The sequence below is a fragment of the Micromonospora sp. NPDC050784 genome (genome assembly GCF_044456765.1).
Taxonomy (GTDB): Bacteria; Actinomycetota; Actinomycetes; order Mycobacteriales; family Micromonosporaceae; genus Micromonospora; species Micromonospora foliorum.
Window position 1 is genome coordinate 20283 of sequence record NZ_JBITGG010000028.1, and the last position, 19244, is coordinate 39526.

Sequence of the window (19244 nt, forward strand, 5' to 3'; positions counted from 1 at the left end):
CAGCAAGGTGCCGCCATCTGGCTCCGCTGCGGATCGCCGGGCTCTCAGAGGTCGCCGAAAACCCTTCGGACCAGGCGATTCGCGTCCTCCTGGCTCAATCCGGAGGCGACCAGGAGGTCACTGACGGTCGTCCGGACCTGGGCCACCACCACCGCTCCGGAGAAGCCGACGCCGTCCCGATAGGCGTGCCCGGCCGTCCGGACCGCCCGCAGCGCCTGCTCCCTCGCCCGATTCGGCTCGGCACCGGCAGCGAACTGTCGCTTGAGCAGGCGGACGGCCTCGGCGAGCTCGGCCACCGCCGTCGGCAACGACTCCGGCACCGGCTCGCCGTCCTCGATGAGCGTCACCGACCGTCGGATCAGGGTGCCGCTGTTACGCATCGCCCGGTCGATCGGCTCCGCCGCCTGCGCGTAGCGGCCCACCGGCCCGTGCCGTTGGTGCCAGTACACCGGCGAGAGGGTGCTCGCCTCCCGGGCGCCCTGGGTCGCCTCGACGAACGCCTTCAACCGGCCCGCGCTCTGCCGCAGCTCACCCCGGGCGGTACGGGCCCGAGCGGCGTCCCGCTCGGTCAGCGCGGCGGCGGTGGCGTCGAGCTGGGTCACGAGAAGGTCCAACGCCGGCCGCGCGGCCCGGTTGAGCACCCGCAGCGGGTTCAGCGGCAGCAAAACGGCGGTGACCAGCAGCGCCACCCCTCCCCCGACGAGCGCGTCCACGAACCGGGGGATCTCCAGATCCCGGACGGCCGGGCTGAGCGTGGCGATGAGCACCGCGGTCGCGCCGGCCTGGATCACCACCGCCGCGCTGCCCGCCAGAAAGAGCGCGACGACGATCGCCAGCACGACGATCAGGGCGAGCTGCCACCACCCGGTGCCGATCACCAGGAGCAGCAGGTCGCCGACCAGCACCCCGACGGTGACACCGATGATCAGCTCGACGGTGCGACGCAACCGCTGGCCGACGGACGCGGCGAGCGTCGAGACGGCGGAGATCGGCGCGAAGACCGGCTGCGACACCTGCAGCAGTGAGTGCGCCACCAGCCAGGACAGCGCCGCGGCCAGGCCGGCCTGCAGGGCGAGGCCCCCGATGGTCCGTACCCGACGGACCCGGTCGCGCAACGCGGCCAGCACTCGGTCCGACCACCGGGCAACGGTCGACGGGCCCGCGTCCGCTCCGCGCCGACCGGCAGCGACCATGGCGGCACCTACCCCGCCACGACCGGATCAATCCTCGCCGGCACGGGCCGGTCGGGCCCGGCCCGGGCGGTAGCGCCCCGGCCCGCCGCGATTGGGGGCGTCCCGTTCGGGTAGTCCCGGCTCTGCCGTCACCGCGGTCGGCGGCCCCGGCGCATGGCCTCGGGGCCGGGTAGCGGGACAAGGGCTGCGAGACGCCTCGGGGGGACGTCGGATGGATCAGCGCGGTTGAGCGGGCCGGACGACTCCGGTGACGTCGTGGAGCTGCGGGTGCACGGAGTCTCCGGCGCGAGCGCCGCACAGGTGCTCGACCTGCAACAGACCGGACAGGTCGCCGGTGACCGCAGCGGTGGTTTCTACCGGCCGCGCCCCCGGTGCTCGGACACCGCCGACGTACGCGGGGTGACGCTGGAGGCGTACCGCTGGGGTGACCTGCCCTCCGGGACCGTGGCCCGGACCCTGGCGGTGGTGTTCCTGCTCCCTTTCATGCTGGTCAACGTCGCGATCTGGATGCGCCCGGCGAACCCCGGGTCCGAGGCGACGGTCAAGTCCCTGTGCCGGGTGCTGGCGCTCACGCTCACCGTGCTGTACGTGCTCGCCATCGCCGGCGTCGCCCTGGATCTCGTCGGTTGGAAGTGTCTGGCCTCGCCGGACTGCGTGGCGGGACGCAGTTGGTTGTCCTGGTTGGGTGGACGGCCGGTGGGACAGCGGCTGGCGGTGCTCGCGCTGGTCCCGGTCGCCGCGATCGGCCTGATCTGGCGGGTCAGCTCCCGTCCGGGGCGGACGTTCGAGGCGTTTCGCGCACCCGATCAGGGCAGCTCCGCGTCTCGGCTCGGCACCGTCGGTCGATGGGACGCCGAGCCACTGGTGGGCCGCTTGCGGGCCATCCACGTCGCGGCGGCTTTCGCGACGCTGGACCTCGTCCTGCTCCTGGCCCGAGGCGCGGGTGACGCCTCGGCGGCCACGACCGCACTGACGACGATCACGGGGGTGATCCTCGCGGGCTGCGTGGGGCTGCTCTGCACACCGCCGCTGATGGATCGGGCCCCTGGCGACCGGCGGCTCGACCGGGTCACCCGCACCCTCCGGACCGCTGCCATCATCCTGACCGCGGCCGTCGTGGCACACGTGCCGACCGGCTCGCCGAGGTGGCCGAAGGAGCACGGGCTCCCCGGCTACGAAACCACCCTCGCCGGCCTGTTCGTGGCGCAGACGATGCTGTTGGCCGCGCTGGGCGTGGTGCTGCTCTGGCAGGGGCGCCGGGAGAGGGGGGCGACCCCGCTGTTCGGGCTGGGCGCGCTCGTTGTCGCCGCCACCGGAATCAGCATGGCGGTGGCGTACTCCGCCGAGCTGGTCTACCGGGTGGCCGACTTCCTGGACCGGGACGTGCCGACCGGGGAGGGCATCGCCTCCGGTCCGCCCAGGGCCTACACCTGGGCCATCTTCGGCTTCTTCCGGGCACTGCTGGGCACCGTGGTCGTCGCTGGCCTCGTCGTGCTGATCTCCCGCCGGAGTCGACGCCGGGCCGCGGCGGCGATAGTCGCCCGCGACTTCCCGAACGCGCCGGCCGAGGCAGGGCCCCGACTGCGGCAGATCCGAGACGCGATAGCCCGGGCTCGCTTCACCGAGAAACTGGTGCCGCTGGCCGTGCTGTACGGCTGTCTCGCCGGACTCGCCACGGCCACCACCACCATCGGCCTGCTGGGGCAGGTCCCGGGTGATGTCATCGAGCGGGCCGTGGGGCTGCCGGCGGACGCGGTCACGTTCGGCATCGCGTTCGGTAGCTGGGTGATCGCGGCAGTCATCCTCAGTCTGATCATCGGCGGAATCTTCGCGTACCGGACCGAGCCGTACCGCAGGCACATCGGTGTCCTCTGGGACCTCGGCACCTTCTGGCCCCGGGCCGCCCACCCGTTCGCGCCGCCCTGCTACTCGGAACGGGCCGTGCCGGAACTGGCCCGCCGGATCACCTACCTCGTCGAGCGCGGCGACGCGGTGCTGCTCACCGGGCACAGTCACGGCTCGGTCCTGCTCGCCGCCACGGTGCTCCAGCTGCCGCCGCAGGTCGGTGACCGGGTCGCCCTGCTCACCCACGGATCACCGCTGCGCCGCCTCTACGCGCGGCTCTTTCCCGCCTACGTCGACGACGCGGCACTGCACGAGATCGGCCGTCGGGTGGGTTGGCGCTGGGTGAACCTGTGGCGCGACACCGACCCCATCGGCGGGTGGATCTTCTCCCCCGAGCCGTCCCCCGCGCCGGGCGACCCGGCCACCGCGGTGGATCGCCGACAGCGTGATCCCCGCGACGTGGTGACACCTCCCGGGGACAGCGTCGCCCCACCCATCCACGGGCACTGGCCGGCTGAGTCCGACGAGCCGTTCACCGAGGTGGTGCGGGAGTTGGCGCAGCGTCTCGGTGGGCGCGCCGACCCACCCGGAACGTCGAGGTAGCGGGCCGGCTCACTGTCCCCGGCTTGCCCGGGTACGCCAGTCGTCCAGCCCGGTGCCGGAGATGCGGGCGCCGTCGGCGGGGACGAGCGAGCGTTCGCCCAGCTTGGCGCCGAAGTACCGGGCGTCGGGGTCGGCCACCACGGAACGGGGGTCCTGCTGGTCGGCGAGGAGGGATCGACCCAGTTCGTCGAGACGGAACTGCTCCGGGCCAGCGACCTCGACCACGGAGTTGGTCGGCGCGCTGAGCACGACCTCGGCCACCGCGGCCGCGACGTCGTCCGCGGCCATCGGCTGAATGAGCACCGGCGCGAGGTGCACGGTGCCACCGTCCGTGGCGGCGTCGATGATGCCCTGGAGGAACTCGAAGAACTGGGTGGCGTGCACCACCGAGTACGGCATTCCGGACGCGGCGATGAGCTTCTCCTGGGCGACCTTCGCGCGCATGTAGCCGCTGTCCGGGATGCGGTCGCTCCCCACGATGGAGAGCGCCACGTAGTGACCCACCCCGGCGTCCGACGCCGCGGCGAGGAGCGTCCGGGTGGACGTCTCGAAGAACTCCAGCACGGCGGCGTCCTCGAACGACGGAGAGTTCGACACGTCGACGACGACCTCGGCACCGGTGAGCGCCTCGGCCACTCCCTCGCCGGTCAGGGTGTTCACGCCGGTCTTCGGCGATGCCGGCACCGCCTCGTGGCCCTGGGCGCGGAGTCGGTCCACGAGCGTGGAGCCGATGAGGCCACTGCCGCCGATCACGACGATCTTCATGGTCGAACCAGTCCTGTCTGCACCGGATTGAATCGTGCTGTCAATCAGTAAGACGGAAAGCGTGCGCGGATGCAGGACAATCGCCGGAGAAAGCGTTCTACGGAGATCACGCCATCCCTGGAGGTCGACGTGGCGACGGTGTCCCACCCGGTGTTCGCCCGCGTGTACGAGCGACTCAGCGTCGCCATGGACCGCGCCGGCACGGCGGCGTTCCGACGGGACCTGGTCGCCGGCCTGTCCGGGCGGGTGATCGAGGTCGGGGCGGGCAACGGGCGGATGTTCGCCCACTACCCGCCGGGCGTGACCCAGGTTCTCGCGGTCGAACCGGAACGGCGCCTGCGTGCCGCCGCCGAGCGCGCCGCGTCGGACGCGCCGGTTCCGGTCACCGTCGTCGACGGTCTGGCCCAGGCGCTGCCCGCCGGGAAGGGCGAGTTCGACGCGGCCGTGGTCGCGTTGGTGTTGTGCACCGTGCCCGATCAGGCGAGCGCGTTGGCCGAGATCAGCCGGGTGCTGTGCCCCGGTGGCCAGGTGCGGTTCTTCGAGCACGTGGCCGCCGAGGAGGCCCCGCGCCTGCATCGCGCCCAACGACTCGTCGACGCCACACTGTGGCCGAAGCTGTTCGCCGGCTGCCACACCAGCCGCGACACCGTCGCCGCCATCGCAGCGGCCGGTTTCCAGGTGGAGGAGCTGCGCCGGTTCCGTTTTCCGGCCACCAGCAACAGCCCCTCCTCCCCCTGCGTCCTCGGCCGCGCGATCAGGCCGCTCCCGACCGTCGGGCGATAGGCCGAAATCCACTCCGCTGCCCTGAACGCGCACTGCCCACTTTCGCGGACCCGGCGAACAAGAACGCGAGCGTCAGTCCCATTCAGATAGACGCCTTGGCTATTGTCCCAATTTGCCCACATTCGAACACCCGGGCGTGATGTGGTGGTCACCGCGCTTATCGGCGCCATACAGGCCGTATCACGCAGGACGCCACTCGCTGGACGTCTCCTGCGAGTAGTACCCACGGAGGGTGTTCTGTGACAGCTAAACCCAAACACTGGCTACGGCGGCGAGTGGTCCTGCCCGCGCTCGCGGCTGGCGCAGCCGCCACAGTGGCAGCCAGCCTGCTGCTCTTCAGCTCGACCGCCGCCAACGCGCAGGAAGCACCGGTCAACCTCGGGACGGCCGCCAACTTCTCCGTCCTCGCCGGGGCGGAGCCGACCAACACCGGCCCCAGCTTCCTGGCCCAGAGCCTCGGGCGTTTTCCCGGCAGCACCGCGGCCGGCTTCGAGACGGCAACCATCGGCGGCGAGGTACACCTCGGCGACGCGGTTGCCCTACAGGCTCAGAGCGACCTGACCACCGCCTTCAACGACGCCGCCGGCCGGACCCCGTTCACCATCCTTCCGGCGGAGCTGGGCGGTAACACGCTCAACGAAGGGGTCTACCGGATCGGGGCGGCCCAACTGACCGGGACGTTGACGCTCAACGGCCAGGGCGACCCGTCGGCCGTGTTCATCTTCCAGGTCGACTCCTCCCTGACGACGGCGTCGAACAGCAGCGTCGCCCTGATCAACGGGGCTTCGGCCTGCAACGTGTTCTGGAAGATCGGCAGCTCGGCGACGATCGGCACCGGCACCACCTTCGTGGGCACCATCATGGCTCAGGCCGCGATCACGATGGCCACGGGCGCGACCCTCCAGGGCCGCGCGCTGGCGCGCACCGCCGCCGTCACCCTCGACACCAACGTCATCACCGCACCGAACTGCGCCGGGCCGACGGGCCCACCCGGTCCGACCGGCCCACCCGGACCCACCGGCCCGCCCGGACCGTCCGGCCCGCCCGGCAGCCCGGGAGCACCCGGCAGTCCCGGCGCACCGGGCAGCCCGGGAGCACCCGGTAGCCCGGGAGCACCTGGCAGCCCGGGAGCGCCCGGTAGCCCCGGCGCGCCCGGCAGTCCAGGAGCACCCGGCAGTCCAGGAGCACCTGGTAGCCCGGGAGCACCTGGCGCACCCGGTAGTCCGGGAGCCCCCGGCGCACCCGGTAGCCCCGGCGCACCTGGTCCGTCCGGACCCCCCGGAGCGCCTGGAGCGCCCGGCAGCCCCGGTGCGCCTGGCAGCCCTGGCGCACCCGGCAGCCCTGGCGCACCCGGTCGACCCGGTGGTGGCGGCAAGCAGCCCATCCTGCCGGTGACCGGCGGTGGTGTGGTCCCGACCATGACCGGCGTCGGAAGTGTGATGGTCGTGCTGGGCGCGGTCGCGTTCTTCCTGGCCCGGCGTCGGCGCCTGGAGTCCTGATCGTGGCCCGGCCGGTGACCTGCCGGTCGGGCCGCTCCGGGAGCACGGCCTCCTGCCCGTCGTCGGTCCACTCCCCACCGGGGGTGGGCCGACGACGGGTATCTGCGAACTGCGCGCTGCCGGCCCAGGGTCCGCGCGGCCTCACCGGGGCGGCAGCCCGGTCAGCCAGACGTCCAGCTCCGCCGGGGAGCGCAGCAACACCACGGGGGGCGTGGACGGGTCGGCCTGCCAGGCCCGCATCCGCCGTCGGGCCCGCCCGAACGCGGTGACGTGCCACACCAGGATCGAGTCCGGGGACAGCACGCTGCTCAACGACTCGCGGTTGCCGTTGCAGATCACCTCGCCCGTGACCACCCGGCGGACGGTGCGGCGGAGCAACCGTCCGAACGAGCGCCACCGTGGATAGTCCAGGCCGACGACCAGGTCGGCGCGGGCCATCGGGACGTCCCGCCAGCCGTGGTACGCCCCGTCGATGATCCAGCGGTCCCGTCGGCAGATCTCCTCGATCCGGCTGCGCTGCTGGGTGACCGGCACCTCGACCCAGCCCGGCTGCCAGAGCAGGTCGTCCACCGGGTACCAGGGCAGTCCGAGGTGGTCTGCCAACCGCGCGGCGAGCGTGGACTTGCCTGAGCCGTACACCCCGTAGACCAGGATGCGACGCGGTGCGCTCATCGCGGCAGCGTACGTCGTGAAGGAAAATCGGTTGTCGTGCCTGGCGCGCCTCGGTCAGAGTGACGTCCATGACGTACTGACGGACACCACCCCCTGCTCCGCGCCACCGGTGATGCCTCCCGGGGGCCGTGACGCCGTCCGTTCCCACGTTCGCGACGAAGAGTGAGCCTCCTTGTCCCAGCACCACCTCCCTCGGGAGCCCCTGTCCCCGTCCGCTCCGGCCACCGTCACGGTGTTCGCCTCTCCCGCGAGCTGGATCGAGTCCGATGCGCTCGCGCAGTGCCAACAGGTCACCACCCTGGACGGCATGCTGCACGTCGCCGCGATGCCGGACCTGCACCCCGGCAAGGGCGCGCCCATCGGCGCGGCCATGGCGTCGACCGTGCTGTACCCGTTCCTGGTGGGCTCCGACATCGGCTGCGGCATCGCAGTGTTTCCGATCAAGCTCAAGCGTGCCGTACCGGAACGACTCGCCGCCCGGTTCCCCGACCTCGACCAGGCGCTCGACCCGGTACGGGACGCCGACGACCCGGCCTGGACCGCTGTCGACGGTGACGTTCCGGCCGGTCACCTCGACGGTCTGGGGACGGTCGGCCGGGGCAACCACTTCGTGGAGCTGGCCCGCGTCGACACCATCCTCGACGTGCGGCACGCAAGCCGGCTCGGGCTCGACGCGGGCGATCTCGTGCTCATCGTGCACACCGGTTCCCGTGGCCTGGGGGAGCGGATCCTGCGGGCGCACACCGAGGTCCACGGCGCCGGGGCGGCTCCCGACCCCGCCGCCTACCTGGGCATGCACGACGACGCCGTGCGCTGGGGCTCGCTCAACCGCCGGGTGCTGGCCGCCCGGGTGGCGTACGCGCTGGGGGCCGAGCCCACCGCGCCGATCGTCGACCAGTGCCACAACCTGGTTGAGGTCCGGGACGGGGTCTACCTGCACCGCAAGGGTGCGGCGCCGGGTGACGGGCGCGATGTCCTGATCGCCGGTACCCGGGGAACGGCCTCCTATCTGGTGGCCGCGCACGCCGGGCCGGACGCCAACCACTCGGTGGCCCACGGTGCCGGCCGCAAGATGTCGCGCGCCGACGCCCTGCGGCGGGGCCGGGCCAAGCACACGGTCGAGGAGCTACGTCGTACCCCGGTGGGGTCGCTGGTGGTGTGCGGTGACCGGCAGTTGCTCTTCGAGGAGGCGCCCACGGCGTACAAGCGCATCGAGCAGGTGATCGCCGATCTGGTCGCGCACCAGTTGGCCACGCCGGTGGTCAGCACGACGCCCCTGGTCACCTACAAGACGCCCGATCTCCGGTCCGCCGCAGGAGGGGACCGGCGGGGCCACCGCGGCGGACGAGGCCGGTCGTGAACGTGTTCCTGCTGCTGTCGGCCGGGCGGGGGCCGCAGGAGTGCGCCTGGGCAGTGCGTCAGCTGCTGCACCGTCTGCGGGGCGAGGGTTCCCGCCGAGGTCTGACGATCCAGCAGGTTCAGGTGGTGCCCGGTGACCGCACCGGCACCTACCGGTCCGTGCTGATCCGGATCTCCGGCGCCGACGCCGAGGCGTTCGCGGCCTCGTGGACCGGGACGCTGTGCTGGCAGGCCCCCAGCCCGTACCGGTCGGGCACCGGCCGGAAGAACTGGTACGTCACCGCCCAGCCGCCCGAACGCGACGCTCGGCCGACGACGTTTCGCGAGGCGGACGTCGACATTGTCGCCTGCCGTACCGGCGGGCCGGGTGGTCAGCACCGGAACAAGGCCAGCACGGCGGTACGCGCAACGCACCGCCCGTCGGGCATGGTGGTCGTGGTGGACGAGGAGCGGCAGTTCAGTCTCAACCGCCGCATCGCCCTGGACCTGCTGCGCCGCCGCATCGAGCAGGGCGACGAGGCGGCGCGGCGTGCCGTCGGCACCGCCCGGTGGCGCATCCACGACGGGTTGGTCCGCGGCGATCCGGTGCGGGTGGAACGTCCGACGCCCTAGCGACTCAGACCTCCAGCACCGCGTCCGCGAGGGTCTGCGGCGCCTCCTGCGGCAGGTTGTGCCAGGGCGTCCATCAGGGCGATGAGGTCGAGCCCCATGGCCGCTGGTTCGCCGTTTCGCCCGCATCCAGCCACCCGTCGGCGACCTGATCACCATTCGGACAAGGACCGTTCGGCGGCTGCCGAACTGGGTAGGCCCCCCGCTTCCGCAGATGTTCCCGGTAGAGGTCGCGGGGCCGTGGTCGGATGACCGTAGGGTGATGGCATGGCTGAGCGACCTCTGACCCTGATGGCGGTGCACGCCCACCCCGACGACGAGGCGACGAGCACCGGCGGTGTCCTTGCCCGCTACGCCGCCGAGGGGGTCACCACCGTGCTCGTGACCTGCACCGACGGGCGATGTGGGGACGGCCCGGGTGGGGTCAAGCCGGGCGAGGAGGGGCACGACCCCGCCGCCGTGGTGGCGATGCGCCAGGCCGAGTTGGAGGCCAGCTGCGCGACTCTGAACGTCACCCACCTGGAGACCCTCGGCTACGCCGACTCCGGAATGATGGGCTGGCCGACCAACGACCTGCCTGGCGCGTTCTGGACGACGCCGGTGGCGGAGGCGGCGGCCCGGCTCGCGGAGCTGATCCGGCAGTACCAGCCGGACGTGATCGTCACGTACGACGAGAACGGTTTCTACGGCCACCCGGACCACATCCAGGCCCATCGGATCACCATGGCCGCCGTCGAGCAGACGGACGTCCCGGCGAAGGTCTACTGGACCACGGTGCCGCGTACGGCGTTCGCCGAGTTCGGTCGAATCATGAAGGAGCTCGGCGTCGAGTGGGCCGAGCCGGACGCGGCGACGGAGCCGGGGCCGCAGCTCGGCCTCCCCGACGACGAGATCACCACCTGGGTCGACACGAGCAAGTACGGCGCGCAGAAGTTCGAGGCGTTGGCCACCCACGCCAGTCAGACCGAGAACATCTTCTTCCTGCAACTGGGTCAGGAGCGGTTCACCGAGCTGATGGGCGTGGAGACCTTCCTGCGGGTCCGGGACCGGACCGGCGCGCCGACCCCCGAGGACGACCTCTTCGCCGGTCTGCGCTGATCGGTCTCCCAGCGGCACCAGGCATCGTCGGCCACCGCGTCGACGATGCCTGCGTCGTGCGCGGGTCTGGACCGGGCAGCCGTACCCGGCCGGTTGCCCGTCCGCCGCGAGGACAGCACCGCGCGAAACGCCGGTGCCGCCGCACCCTGCGCCAGCGCCGCGACCGCCGGCTACCGGTCGCCAGTCGCCGACTACCTGCCGCCGAAACTTTCGACTGCCAGCCCCTCGGTGCCACGCAGGTCATGTGATGAATTTCCGGAAGTTTTCGGCGTTGACGCCCAGACATAGATCGGCTTAACGTTTCGAGCGGGTTTCCGGTTTCCAACCGGAACTTCCGGTGCCATCCGCCCCAACCGCGTCTCCGTCCGCCAACACCGGACCCTCACCTCCTAGATCGACCTCTATCTATTGATCGTCTGGAAGGGAAGGCACATGAAGTAAAGACAGTGGTCGACCGTCGGCCTGGTCGCCGTCGCGACCGTCGCGACGCTGAACACGGTGCCGGCCACCGCGAGTCGGCCGTACGACCCGACGACGCAGAGCCTCGCCACCCTCGGCCTGCGCCACGGCCTGCACGTCGGCACCGCCGTGAACATGGATGCCCTCAACGACGCCAGCGATCCGGAGTACCGCAGGTTGGCCTCCTCCGAGTTCGCCTCGGTCACCGCCGAGAACGTGATGAAGTGGGAGAGCCTGGAGCCGACCCGCGGCACCTACAACTGGGCCCCGGCCGACCAGTTCGTCGAGTTCGCCAAGCGCAACCGGCAGAGCGTGCGCGGCCACGTGCTGGTCTGGCACAACCAGCTGCCCGCCTGGCTGACCAACGGCGTCGCCGACGGCTCCATCAGCAAGCAGGAGCTGCGCGAGCTGCTGCGCAAGCACATCACCACCGTCGTCAACCGCTACAAGGGCAAGATCTGGCAGTGGGACGTGGTCAACGAGGCGGTCAGCGACCCGTGGGACACCCCGTCGACCCTGCACTACAAGGGCTTCTGGGCGCAGAACCTCGGGCCCGGCTACATCGCCGACGCGTTCCGTTGGACGCGGGCCGCCGACCCCAAGGCCTTGCTGTTCTACAACGACTACAACATCGAGGCGTTCGGCTCGGGTAACCCCGCGGACGACAAGACCCAGTTCGTGTACGACATGACCAAGAGCCTGCGCGCCCAGGGTGTCCCGATCGACGGCGTCGGCTCCCAGGGCCACCTGGGCACCCAGTACGGCAACTTCGACACCCTCCAGGTGACCGCCGCGCTGAAGAAGTTCGCCGGGCTCGGCGTCGCGACCGCGTTCACCGAGGTCGACGTCCGCAGCCAGCTGACGGAGGGCGTCCAGGCGGGCAACGCGGAGGAGATCAACCCCCGGCTACAGGCGTCGGCCGCCAACTTCAGTGTGCTGATGAAGGCGTGCCTCGCCGTGCGGAGCTGCCTGTCGTACACCGTCTGGGGTTTCAGTGACAACCACTCGTGGGTGCCGGGCTGGTTCGACGACCCGCCGGAGGGCCTGGCCACCATCTACGACGAGAACTACCAGCCCAAGCGGGCGTACCAGGAGTTGAAGTCCGACCTGATCTTCGCTGGGCCGCCGTACGTCCTGCCCCGCATCGCACCCAGACCGCGCCGCTGACGCTCAGGGCCGTGTGGAGCTTCGGGAAGCTCCACACGGCCCGTGTGCCACCACAGACGTCGGCGTTCGACTCACGTTCGGTGGTTCCATCGCGCCAACCGGACGCCATCGGAGGGCTGGTGCCGGATCTGCCGGTTTATTGATGGTGTTGGTGTCACTATGGCAGGCGTGGGAACTGCGAAAACTGCCATGCCTGCGATCTCGCCGCTCACCGGCGATCCCATCAAGCGGGCCGATGCCGAGCGGCTAGCGGGGGTGCTGAAGGCCTTCGCCGATCCGGCGCGCCTCCGGTTGCTCAGCCTGATCCAGTCCGCGCCGGAAGGTGAGGCGTCCGTGAGTGACCTCACCTCGGCGCTCAATCTCTCCCAGCCGACCGTGAGTCATCACCTTCGGATCCTCACCGAGGCCGGCCTACTCGAACGCGACAAGCGCGGGGTCTGGGCGTACTACCGCCTGGTGCCCGCCGCGATCGCGCAGATCGCCGACCTGTTGACGCCGCCCCGGAAGCGGGCGACGAAGAGGGCCCGCTGACCGGGCCGGGAGGCCGGCTCGTCACATCCGCTCCAGCGTGCGGATGCCGAGCAGGTGCAGCCCTTGCCGCAGGGTCCGGGCCGTCAGCTCGGCCAGCAGCAGCCGGCTCTCCCGCAGCTCGTCCGGGGCACGCAACACCGGGCAGCGCTCGTAGAACGCGTTGAACGCGGTCGCGAGCCGGTGCAGGTAACCGGCGAGCTGATGAAACTCGAGACTCCGCTCCACCTCGCCGACCACCGCGGCGAAGCCGAGCAGCTCGACCGCGAGCGCCCGCTCCGCCGGCTGCGCCACCACGATGGGCGCGTCCGGCCGCGCGGCGTTCCCGGCCCGCTTCAGCACGGACCGGATCCGGGCGTACGCGTACTGGAGGTAGGGCGCGGTGTTGCCGTCCAGCGCCAACATCCGCTCCCAGTCCAGGACGTAGTCCTTGGTCCGGTCGACGGACAGGTCGGCGTACTTGATCGCGCCGATGCCCACCGCGCGGCCGATCTCGTCGGCGGTCCCGGCGTCCAGGTCCGGGTTCCTGCTCCGGGCCAGGTCGGTGGCGCGGGCGACCGCCTCCTCCAGGAGCCCGACCAGCTTCACCGACTCGCCGGTCCGGCTGCGCAACATCCGCCCGTCGGCACCGAGGATGGACCCGAAGCCCAGATGCTCCGCCTGGGCCGGCGGGCGAAGCCAACCGGCCGCCCGGGCGACGGCGAACACCATCGCGAAGTGCTGCCGCTGCGGTAGGCCCACGACGTACAACAGCCGGGTGGCGCCCAGCTCGCCGACGCGCTGCCGCAGCGCGGCCAGGTCGGTGGCCGGGTAGCCGTACCCACCGTCGCTCTTGCGCACGATCAGCGGCAACGGCTCGCCGTCCCGGCCGGTGAACCCGGGCGGAAAGACGCAGTCGGCCCCACCGCTGGGCAGCAGCAGCCCCAGCCGGTCCAGGTCGTCGACGACGCCCGCGAGCAGGTCGTTGTAGGCGCTCTCGCCCCGGAAGTCGTCCCCGGACAACGTCACGTCGAGCAGGTCGTACACGGTCAGGAAGTACCGCTCCGACTGCGTCACCAACAGCCGCCACAACCGCCGGGTCCGCTCGTCGCCGCCCTGCAACGCGACCACCCGCAACCGGGAGCGTTCCCGGAACGCCTCGTCGGCGTCGAACTTGACCCGGGCCGCCCGGTAGAACGTGTCCAGGTCCCCCATCGACAGGTTCTGCCCGGCTTCGGCGTCACCGAGGTCGACCAGGTGCTCGATCAGCATGCCGAACGGCGTCCCCCAGTCACCCAGGTGGTTGACCCGCACCACGCGGTGCCCGAGCCAGTCCAGCAGCCGCACCGCCGCGTCGCCGATGACTGTGGAGCGGAGATGCCCGACGTGCGTCTCCTTCGCCACGTTGGGTGCCGAATAGTCGACCACCACGGTCTGCGGCGTCGCCGTCGGCGGCACGCCGAGCCGGGCGTCCCCCGCCAGTGCGGCGACCAGATCGGCCAGGGTCCGGTCGGCAACGGTCAGGTTGAGGAAACCCGGCCCGGAGACCTCCGCCGACACGCCGAGGTCGTCGAGCACCGCGTGCGCCAGCACCGCGGCGGCGATGTCGCGCGGCGGGCGGCCGAGCCGCCGGGCCAGCGCCAGCGCCGCGTCGGACTGGAAGTCCGCACGCGGGGACCGCCGCACGAGCGGGTCAACCGGTCCGCCGGCCACCGCCGCGAACGCCGGCGCCAGCCGGTCGGACAACAACTTTTCAAGATCCATGAGTACGCCGATCTCGCTCGGACCCGCGCTGTCACGCGAGCCGTTGACGGGGAGATACGGGCGGACCGAGGACGACCAGCGAACGACCGGCGGCTCGATCCGCCGGTCGCAGGAAACAGGTCAGCGCGGGCGGGCGATGGATCGCCGGCGTCGCCCCGCACCGACCTGGACGTCACACGACAGTCCGGTGCACTGAGCGATCACGCTGGTCATGCGGGACAGCGTAGCGACCGGCCGACGCGACGACACCCCGATTCCGGTGGTCCGGCCGATGCCCGAGGCGTGGTCGTTTCGTTGGACACCAGGCAGGGAACTGTCCCAGGACAGACGAGGGGTGATGATGAGCCGACACACACCACTGCCGGTGACCCGTACGCGACGCGCGCTCGCGCTGCTCCCGCTGCTCGGCACCATCGCCCTGACCGCTGCCTGCACCACCAGCGAGGATCCGCCCGGCTCGGCCCCGGCGACCACCGCACCGGCCACCGCGTCGGCGTCAGCGTCGACTCCCCCGACCGACCCACCATCCCCGAGCGCGAGCACCCCGGTGACCATCCCGACCTCGGCCTTCGTCGAGTTGCCCGCCGAGCTGCGGAAGTCTCCCCGACGGACGACGCCCGTCGAGGAGGCCCTGCCGAAGCTGTGTGCCAACGAGTTCGGCACCGGCGGCCGGCAGGTCACCGCGAGCGCCGCGATGACCGTCACCTACCAGAAGGCCGGCGAGCCCTCCAGCAACGTGCCGCAGGGGATGATCCACCAGACCATCTTCACCTTCGACGGCGACGGCGCCTCGGGTTACCTGGGCCGTCTTCGCACCGCCGTGCGGGCGTGCCCCTCCTACGACCAGTCCGGATACCGCGTCACCGTCAAGAGTCAGGCGCTGCCCGGCGTGGGCGACGAGGCGCTGCTGCTGACCCGGACCTGGCCGGAGACCAGCCTGAACGGCGAACGCACCGGCGGCACCGCGTCCAGCCAGACCGCCGTGGCCCGGGTCGACAGCACGGTGACGGTCTTCGACGACCAGGGCTGGGAGGGTGCCAGCGGCAACCCCGCCATCCTGGACCGGGTCGTGCGGGACGGCGTACGCGTCATCGACGCCTGGCAGCGGTAGCTCGCCCGACCGCCACCGACGCGGGCCTTCCACCGATCGGTTCGATCCTCGGTCGGATCATGGACACCCGAACGCGAGTCGCGCTCCCGCCGGAAGACTTGAGGATCTCGGTCCACAGTGGCGGCCCCGACCGCGTGCCGCAGCCACCCGGGCCATCAGCGTTGGTTGGTGGAGGAGATCGTCATGTTGGATGGTCAGGAAACGAAGGCACCGTGGCTCCCACCGCGGTGGTTCATCCGTCTGGCCTGGTCGGTGCACCGGGGTCTGTACCGGGTCACCGGCAGCCGGGTCGGGCTGTGGCAACCGCGCGAGACCCGCTGGGGCACGTTGCGGCTGACCACGACCGGTCGTCGCACCGGTCAGCAGCGCAGCGTCATCATCGCGTACTTCGAGGATGGCCCGAACCTGGTCGGGGTGGCGATGAACGGGTGGGGGGAGGGCGCCCCCGCCTGGTGGCTCAACCTCCAGGCACAACCGGATGCGTCGGTCGAGCTGGCCGACGGGCGGCGGCTGGTGCGCGGCCGCGTCGCCACCGACGACGAGCGGTCGCGACTGTGGCCACGCTGGCGCGAGGCCGACAAGAACTTCGAGGCCCACGCGGCGCGGCGGCTCTCCGAGACCGCAGTGGTGGTGCTGGAGCCCAGATCGGATGGCGACTAACCAACGCCAGGTCAACGGCCGAACGCGAGATAGAGACCCAGGCCGAAGTTCACGACCAGGATGATCGCGCCGACGACGGCGAACCAGCGCTGCCAGGCCGTCCACCGGACCGTCCGCTCGGACGCGACGAGGCCCGCCTCCTCCACCCGCGCCGCCGCGATCTTGTCCCGCTCGGTGGCGTCTCGGCGGTCTGCGGTCACGTTGGCGCTGAACCGGGTGGCGTTGGCGCGAAGCTCCTCGGTGAGAGACCCGAGCGCCTGCGTCATCGAGTCGATCGATCCGTTGATCTTTCGCAGGTGCTCATCGTGCCCCTGTAGACGCTGCTCGATCCGGCCCGCGTCGAGACCGCGGGCGTAGGCGGCCGCCTTCTCCTCGGTGTTCTCCGGGCTTGTCATTGCGACCTCGTCGGCCGCGGGGACGCGGCCCCGATCCGGTGCTCGGACGGGACCGCAGTGGCCTCCAGTTGCGAGGGCCAGGGCTGGGGCGCGGTGCTCGTGAGACGCATGGACGCCACCTCCTCCTGCCCCTGCACCACCCGGTCCGATACGTCAGTCGTACCACTCGCAGGCCTTGAACGCTACTGTTCGGATCCGACAAAACCGCAGGTCAGAGGGCATTGCCGGCCAGGGCGTGCGGAAGTCAGGGTTCCGGACGGTGGCCCGAACAAGCCCCGGGGAGACAACCGCGGCGGTACGACGTGCCGAGCGCGTACATCCCGGGTGGTAGGCCCACTGGCAACTCCGGCATGACGACTCACGAGCAGTCCGCTACATACGCTGCCGCCTGTACCCGTCCTGCGACCGAGGAGATCCATGATGTCCGTCCGTCACCTGCTTGCCACCGCCGTAGCCGCCCCGCTCGCAGGAATCGAGCTGGCCGCACCGGCGGCCGCGCACGTCTCGGCCCAACCGACCGCCGCCACTGCTCTCTCCATGAGCTCCGGGCGTTTCGGTGCCAGTACGGCCGTCCTGCTGGGACTGGTCGGCGCCGTCATCGGCGGGCTGGCCCTGGCCCGCCCCGCCAGTCGCCTCGGTACCGGCTCGGGAAGCCTCGGGGCCGTCTTGGCCCTGGCGACGGGGCTGATCGGCATGGCGCTCGGCGGGCTGGTGGTGGCCACCTCCGACAGTGGCATCGGCACGGGTAACGGGCGAGGCGGGGCCTATGTGGCGCTGGCGGTTGGACTGGCCGCCGTGGTACTCGGTGGGCTGGCCCTGGTTCGCGCGCGGCGCACCGGCCGCCTGGCGGGCTGACCCTGACCAGGCCCGGCATGGGGTCGGCCTGGGTGATCTCGTTCCAGCCGGAGGCTGCACCGCCGGTGATCGTTTCGGCCGATCAGCCGATGGTGGTGGTCAGGAGCGAGCGAGCCAACCAGGCACCGTCAGGCCGGACTCGTAGGCGAGGATCACCAACTGGGCTCGGTCCCGGGCATGCGCCTTGGTCATGATCCGGCTGACGTGTGTCTTGGCGGTCGCCGGGCTCAGCACCAACCGCGCGGCGATCTCGTCGTTGGAGAGGCCGGCGGCGACAAGCGTCAGCACCTCACGCTCCCGCTCGGTGAGCACGCTCAGTCGCGGCCCAGGGTCGGGATGCTTGGCCCGGGCCGCGAACTCGGCGATCAACCGTCGGGTGATCGACGGCGCGATCAGCGCGTCACCCCGGGCCACCACCCGCACGCCGTGGATCAGCTCCGCTGGCTCGGTGTCCTTGACCAGGAAGCCGCTGGCACCGGCCCGCAGCGCCCCGTAGACGTAGTCGTCCAGGTCGAACGTGGTCAGGATGATGACGCGCGCATCGGAGTGCGCGACGATCTCACCGGTGGCGGCGAGGCCGTCGAGACCGGGCATCCGGATGTCCATCAGGACGACATCCGGTCGCAGTTGCCGGGCCAGCCGCACCGCCTCGGCCCCGTCGGCAGCCTCGCCGACCACCTCGAGGCCGTCCTCACCGTCGAGGATGGACCGGAAGCCGGCGCGGACCAGGGTCTGGTCGTCGACGATCAGCAGCCGGATCACATTTGCTCCCTCACTGGTGCGGGGCCGGGCCGCATCGGCAGACGGGCGCGGACCCGGAAGCCGCCGTCCGGCTGCGAGCCCGTGGTCAGCGAGCCGCCGAGCGCCCGGGCCCGCTCGCGCATGCCGAGGATCCCGCTGCCCGGCGCACCCGGCTGGCCAGTGCCGTCGTCCTCGACCTCGACGAGCACGTCGTCGTGATCGGGCCGGACCCGGACCACCGCGGCGGTGGCGCTCGCGTGCCGTGCCACGTTGGTGAGCGCCTCCTGGACGATCCGGTACACCGCCAGGTCGACCTCCGGTGGCAGCGACCGGGTCTCGGCCACCTCGGTGCGGATCTCCAACTCCGGCCGGGCGGCCGTCCTGACCAGCTCGCCCAGGCGGTTCAGACCGGGTGCGGGCCCGATCGCCGGGTCCTGCCGCAGTGCGCCCAGCGTCGCGCGCAACTCACTCAACGTCTCCTTGCTGGTCTGTTTGATCGCGGTGAGGGCCTGCTCGGACCGGACCGGATCCGGTCGGTGCAACGCGGCGCTGGCCTGCACATTGATCAACGACAGGTGGTGGCCGAGCACGTCGTGCAACTCCCGGGCGATGCGCAGCCGCTCCTCGGTGGCCCGTCGCCGGGCCTCCTCCTCCATCCGCTGCTCGGCGACGACCGCTCGGGCCCGCGCCTCGGCGAGGTAGGCGCGGCGGTTGCGGGTCACGCCGACGATGACCGCGACGAGCCAACCGGCGTGCAGCAGCGTCGCCCCGTTCATGGTGTTCGGGGACCGGTCGTAGCTGTCCGCCACGGCGAAGGCGATCACCGAGGCGAGACCGAGCCCGATGGCGACCGCGAGATGTCCCTCGTCGACGACTGTGTAGAGCGCCACGACGAACACCAACATGATCGGACCGGGCCGGTGCAGCAACGCCCCGTACGCGCCGATGGCGGCCAGCGCCACGACGCCCACTGGCACCGGGTGGAGCCGGCGGACGTACAGCGCGCCGGTGGAGAGCAGCACCGCCAGCAGCGCCGCCCATTCGGCGGCGGTGTCGATGCCGCGCGACTGCACCACCAGGCCCACGACGGCGACCAGACCCACGGCGGGCACCAGGGCCACGTCCGCCGTCCGGCCCCGCCACCCTGACATGCGCCGAA

At 71.6% G+C, this 19244-nt stretch carries 18 protein-coding genes; 11 read left to right on the forward strand and 7 right to left on the reverse strand.

The window, feature by feature from the left end; all coding sequences use genetic code 11:
• Positions 1-44: 44 nt before the first annotated feature.
• The gene (locus ACIBD9_RS29115) at positions 45-1193 is read right to left on the reverse strand and encodes an FUSC family protein (protein WP_396722436.1); all 1149 of its coding nucleotides are present in this window, start codon (positions 1191-1193) and stop codon (positions 45-47) included.
• A gap of 225 nt (positions 1194-1418) precedes the next feature.
• Between ACIBD9_RS29115 and ACIBD9_RS29120 the strand changes: the two genes are divergently transcribed.
• Positions 1419-3641, forward strand: a complete 2223-nt coding sequence (locus tag ACIBD9_RS29120; RefSeq protein WP_396722438.1) for a hypothetical protein — start codon at positions 1419-1421, stop codon at positions 3639-3641.
• A gap of 9 nt (positions 3642-3650) precedes the next feature.
• On the opposite strand, the gene ACIBD9_RS29125 is transcribed toward ACIBD9_RS29120, so the two are convergent.
• Positions 3651-4406, reverse strand: coding sequence for an SDR family oxidoreductase (locus ACIBD9_RS29125; protein WP_396722439.1), 756 nt, complete (start codon positions 4404-4406; stop codon positions 3651-3653).
• Positions 4407-4475: 69 nt separating this feature from the next.
• Between ACIBD9_RS29125 and ACIBD9_RS29130 the strand changes: the two genes are divergently transcribed.
• Both ACIBD9_RS29130 and ACIBD9_RS29135 read left to right on the forward strand, forming a co-directional pair.
• Positions 4476-5189, forward strand: a complete 714-nt coding sequence (locus tag ACIBD9_RS29130; protein WP_396722440.1) for a class I SAM-dependent methyltransferase — start codon at positions 4476-4478, stop codon at positions 5187-5189.
• A gap of 239 nt (positions 5190-5428) precedes the next feature.
• Positions 5429-6688, forward strand: coding sequence for an ice-binding family protein (locus ACIBD9_RS29135; RefSeq protein ID WP_396722442.1), 1260 nt, complete (start codon positions 5429-5431; stop codon positions 6686-6688).
• 141 nt (positions 6689-6829) lie between these two features.
• Here the strand turns inward: ACIBD9_RS29135 and ACIBD9_RS29140 are convergent, their stop codons facing one another.
• A complete protein-coding gene (locus tag ACIBD9_RS29140; RefSeq protein WP_396722443.1) occupies positions 6830-7360 on the reverse strand; it encodes an adenylate kinase in 531 nt (176 codons plus the stop codon).
• 172 nt (positions 7361-7532) lie between these two features.
• On the opposite strand from ACIBD9_RS29140, the gene ACIBD9_RS29145 reads away from it, so the two are divergent.
• The 5 genes from ACIBD9_RS29145 to ACIBD9_RS29165 all read left to right on the forward strand — a co-directional run bounded on the left by ACIBD9_RS29145 (position 7533) and on the right by ACIBD9_RS29165 (position 12583).
• A complete protein-coding gene (locus tag ACIBD9_RS29145) occupies positions 7533-8720 on the forward strand; it encodes an RNA ligase RtcB family protein (RefSeq protein ID WP_396722444.1) in 1188 nt (395 codons plus the stop codon).
• A complete protein-coding gene (prfH, locus tag ACIBD9_RS29150; RefSeq protein WP_396722445.1) occupies positions 8717-9331 on the forward strand; it encodes a peptide chain release factor H in 615 nt (204 codons plus the stop codon). Before ACIBD9_RS29145 ends, prfH begins: the two co-directional genes overlap by 4 nt.
• Before the next feature lie 264 nt (positions 9332-9595).
• Positions 9596-10426, forward strand: a complete 831-nt coding sequence (locus ACIBD9_RS29155; RefSeq protein ID WP_238658190.1) for a PIG-L family deacetylase — start codon at positions 9596-9598, stop codon at positions 10424-10426.
• Between the two features lie 498 nt (positions 10427-10924).
• Positions 10925-12052: an endo-1,4-beta-xylanase gene (locus tag ACIBD9_RS29160; protein WP_396722446.1), complete on the forward strand. Its 1128-nt coding sequence runs from the start codon at positions 10925-10927 to the stop codon at positions 12050-12052.
• Positions 12053-12241: 189 nt separating this feature from the next.
• Positions 12242-12583: a helix-turn-helix transcriptional regulator gene (locus tag ACIBD9_RS29165; protein ID WP_030333934.1), complete on the forward strand. Its 342-nt coding sequence runs from the start codon at positions 12242-12244 to the stop codon at positions 12581-12583.
• A 21-nt stretch (positions 12584-12604) separates the two neighbouring features.
• Here the strand turns inward: ACIBD9_RS29165 and argS are convergent, their stop codons facing one another.
• On the reverse strand, positions 12605-14323 hold the full coding sequence (gene argS, locus ACIBD9_RS29170) for an arginine--tRNA ligase (RefSeq protein ID WP_396722448.1): 1719 nt from the start codon (positions 14321-14323) through the stop codon (positions 12605-12607).
• A 340-nt stretch (positions 14324-14663) separates the two neighbouring features.
• Between argS and ACIBD9_RS29175 the strand changes: the two genes are divergently transcribed.
• Entirely contained in the window at positions 14664-15434 is a 771-nt protein-coding gene (locus ACIBD9_RS29175) for a hypothetical protein (protein ID WP_396722450.1), read from the forward strand.
• Positions 15435-15602: 168 nt separating this feature from the next.
• Positions 15603-16094 carry a nitroreductase/quinone reductase family protein gene (locus tag ACIBD9_RS29180; RefSeq protein ID WP_396722451.1) on the forward strand — a complete coding sequence of 164 codons (492 nt, stop codon included), beginning with the start codon at positions 15603-15605 and terminating at the stop codon, positions 16092-16094.
• An 11-nt stretch (positions 16095-16105) separates the two neighbouring features.
• On the opposite strand, the gene ACIBD9_RS29185 is transcribed toward ACIBD9_RS29180, so the two are convergent.
• Entirely contained in the window at positions 16106-16489 is a 384-nt protein-coding gene (locus tag ACIBD9_RS29185) for a hypothetical protein (RefSeq protein WP_396722453.1), read from the reverse strand.
• A 420-nt stretch (positions 16490-16909) separates the two neighbouring features.
• Here ACIBD9_RS29185 and ACIBD9_RS29190 point away from each other — a divergent pair, with 420 nt between their 5' ends.
• The gene (locus ACIBD9_RS29190) at positions 16910-17344 is read left to right on the forward strand and encodes a DUF6223 family protein (RefSeq protein ID WP_396722454.1); all 435 of its coding nucleotides are present in this window, start codon (positions 16910-16912) and stop codon (positions 17342-17344) included.
• Positions 17345-17443: 99 nt separating this feature from the next.
• Here ACIBD9_RS29190 and ACIBD9_RS29195 read toward each other — a convergent pair whose 3' ends face one another.
• Together ACIBD9_RS29195 and ACIBD9_RS29200 are read right to left on the reverse strand one after the other, a co-directional pair.
• Positions 17444-18106, reverse strand: a complete 663-nt coding sequence (locus ACIBD9_RS29195; RefSeq protein WP_396722456.1) for a response regulator — start codon at positions 18104-18106, stop codon at positions 17444-17446.
• Complete coding sequence (locus tag ACIBD9_RS29200) at positions 18103-19236, reverse strand: sensor histidine kinase (RefSeq protein ID WP_396722458.1); 1134 nt, start codon at positions 19234-19236, stop codon at positions 18103-18105. The genes ACIBD9_RS29195 and ACIBD9_RS29200 overlap by 4 nt, the downstream gene beginning before the upstream one ends.
• Between the last annotated feature and the right edge of the window lie 8 nt (positions 19237-19244).